Origin of the sequence: Intrasporangium sp., from assembly GCF_032907665.1 — a bacterium.
GTDB lineage: Bacteria > Actinomycetota > Actinomycetes > Actinomycetales > Dermatophilaceae > Intrasporangium.
On record NZ_JAJJPG010000237.1, the window covers coordinates 1 to 3,054 of the forward strand.

Here is a 3,054-nt window from a genome sequence, read left to right on the forward strand (position 1 = left end):
ATGCCGTGTGCCGCCGGGCTGGGTTCACGGGACGCGGTGGGTCCACGCGGGTGTCGCGAACTTCGCGTCCACGAGCTGCCGGGCCTGGTCGAGCTCCGCCTGGGAGTACGCCGCGGGCGTGGTCCGGTGCCCCCGGGCGAAGGAGGCCATGAAGCTCTCGATGATCGCCTCACGCGTCATCCCGGTCTGCGAGCGCATCGGGTCGACACGCTTGTTCGCCGACGTCGTCCCCTTGTCGGACAGCTTCTCCCGCCCGATGCGGAGCACCTCGAGCATCTTGTCGGCGTCGATGTCGTAGGCCATCGTCACGTGGTGGAGCACGGCCCCGGACGCGAAGCGCTTCTGGGCGGCACCGCCGATCTTGCCCTGGTCGCTCGCGATGTCGTTGAGGGGCACGAAGTGGGCCCGGACGCCGACGTCGGCGAGCGCGCCGATGACCCAGTCGTCGAGGAACGAGTAGGAGCGCTCGAAGCTGAGTCCCTCGACGAGCGAGCTCGGCACGACGAGGGAGTAGGTGATGGTGTTGCCCGGCTCCATGAACATCGCCCCGCCGCCCGAGACCCGGCGCACGACCTCGATCCCGTGCCGGGTGGCGCCGTCGGGGTCCACCTCGTTGCGCACGCTCTGGAACGAGCCGATGACGACGAGCGGACGGTCCCAGTCCCAGAACCGCAGGGTCGGCTGCCGGGTGCCCGCGGCAACCTCACGGGCGATGACCTCGTCCAGGGCGACGTGCATCGCGGGGTCGAGGGTGACCGGCGGGATGAGGTCGAAGGAGTGGTCGGCCCACCCCGTGGCCTTGCCGAGAGCTCGGCGAACGGCGATCCCGATGGCCTCGGGGGTGAAGCCGATGAGCGAGACCGTCTCGTCGATCGCTGCGTCGACGGCGGATGCGAGGTGGTCGACGCCGACCTCGGTGGACAGACCGTTCAGCGCGGCGTTCAGATCGGCAAGGGCCTCGTCGGGCTCGAGGAAGAAGTCCCCCGAGATGCTGACCTCCGAGAGCCTGCCGTCGGAGACGTCGAGGTCGACTGCCACGAGCTTGCCACCGGGAACCTTGTACTCGCCTCTCACGACTGCCTCAACAACGCCGTATGCCGCTGACTTCCCGAGCGCGTCCGCGCGCGCTCAGCGCGGGGTCCAGCCGGTCGCGGCCGCCCAGGCCTCGGCGCGGGGGTGGGCGGCGGCGAACCAGGGCTCCTTGGCCTCGGTGTAGCGGCCCGTGTCGTCGTCGAGGGCGAGCAGGCGGCGCTTCTCTGCGGCGTAGGCGTCGCGCTCCTGCTGCTCGTGGGCGAGCCAGTCGCGGAAGAGGAGCGCGAAGCGCCAGCCTGCGGACTGGGCCGCGCGGACGTGGACGTGCACGATGTCGGCGGGGTCGCACCCGCCGTAGAAGCGCTTCGTCCAGCCCCCCGGGTCGGCGTCGGCCGGGTGCGGGTCGTCCTGGACGTTGCCGTGCACGAGGACGTAGCCGGCGCGGCTCATCGCCTCACGGAAGGCCGCCGAGTCGGCGTCGGCGAGGTCCCGCAGCCCGATCTGGACGTCGATGACGTCCTTGGCGAGCAGGCCGGGCACCGAGGTGGATCCCACGTGGGAGACCTCCGTGACCGGCAGTCCCCGAAGGGCCGCAGCGAGCTTCGCGACGATGCGGGAGCCCCTCGCCTGCCAGTCCGCGCGCGGGTTCACGACGGCGCCCCGGTCCGGCCGGTGCGTACGCCGACCATGCACGAGGTTGGCGTTCCACGGCTCGAGCCGGTCCCGCCACAGGGCGTCGACGGCCGCGACGAGCTCCTCGCGGGTGCCGGCGTTGTCGAGGACGACGTCGCAGGCGGCGCGCCGCTCGGCGTCGGAGGCCTGGGCGGCGATCCGGTTGCGCACGTCCTTCTCGTCGAGCCCGCGCTGCTCGACGAGCCGGCCGACCCGTGTCTCGAGGTCGGCCTCGACGACGATCGAGACGTGCTCGTGCACCCAGAGGCCGCGCTCGACGAGAAGCGGCATGTCGAAGACGGAGACGGCCCCGGGGGCCACCTGCGATCGCAGGTGCGAGACCCGCTCCGCGATGGCAGGCCCCGTGATCGCGTCGAGGTCCGCCAGCGCCTCCGGGTCGGTGAAGACGAGCCCGGCGAGGGCGGCCCGGTCCAGCGATCCGTCGTCCCGGATCACGCCGGGCCCGAACCGCTCGCGGACCCGGTCGAGGACCGGCTCACCGGGCTCCATGACCTGCCTCGCGACGACGTCAGCGTCGGTGACCACGGCCCCGAGCTCACCGAGCCGATGCGCCACCGTCGACTTGCCCGAGCCGATCCCCCCGGTCACTCCGACGCGCAGCATGGCGGTCACGCTACGCCATGAGCGCGTCCGCTCGGCTGCCGGTCGCTGCTACCCCGGTGAGGGCGAGGGCCCGCCCGGGGTAGTCGGTGACGACGCCGTCGACTCCGGCGTCGAGCACGCGGCGCAGGTCCTCCGGCTCGTTGACGGTCCAGGGCAGGACGCCGAGGCCCAGGGCGTGGGCGCGAGCGACGAGGGCGCGGTCGACCGAGTGGTGGTGGGGCGCCACGACGTGTGCCCCGATCGCCTGCGCCGCGCCCGGCAGGTCGTCGTCACCGTGGTCTCCCCACTCGAGGCCCCCGAGCCACGGTGACCCCGGCGCGTAGGTGACGCCGTGCACGGCGAGGGCCGACCGCTGCAGGTGCGGCACGCGCTCGCGGGCAAGCTCGAGGACGGCCCAGTCGAAGGAGTGCACGAGCGAGCGTGACCCCGTCCCCGCGACCTCGACGGCGGCCACGACTCCGTCGAGCATCCGGGACCGGGTGTCTGCGACCCGTGGCTCGGTGGGGTCGATCTTGAGCTCGATGGTCCACCACACACCGGGAGCGTGCGCCGAGCCGAGGGCGAGCACCTCGCCGAGGGTGGGGATCCGGGCTCCCGGCGCCTGCCGCTGCCCGGGGAAGGACGCGAGCGTCCTCGTTCCGACGTCGATGGTCCGCAGCTGCTCCAGGGTGAGCTCGTCCACCCGGGCGCCCACGAGGTCCGCACCGGTCGGGAGGCACTTGTCGG

At 72.8% G+C, this 3,054-nt stretch carries 3 protein-coding genes; all 3 read right to left on the reverse strand.

Annotated elements, in window-relative coordinates; all coding sequences use genetic code 11:
* Positions 1-24 precede the first annotated feature (24 nt).
* Positions 25-1,074 (reverse strand): lipoyl protein ligase domain-containing protein, encoded by a 1,050-nt coding sequence (locus LOY02_RS18785; protein WP_317183889.1) that lies wholly within the window; start codon positions 1,072-1,074, stop codon positions 25-27.
* 54 nt (positions 1,075-1,128) lie between these two features.
* Positions 1,129-2,328 carry a dephospho-CoA kinase gene (gene coaE / locus LOY02_RS18790; protein WP_317183890.1) on the reverse strand — a complete coding sequence of 400 codons (1,200 nt, stop codon included), beginning with the start codon at positions 2,326-2,328 and terminating at the stop codon, positions 1,129-1,131.
* Between the two features lie 10 nt (positions 2,329-2,338).
* Positions 2,339-3,054, reverse strand: a 716-nt coding sequence (locus tag LOY02_RS18795; protein WP_317183891.1) for a glycerophosphodiester phosphodiesterase family protein, incomplete at its 5' end; no start/stop codon positions are given.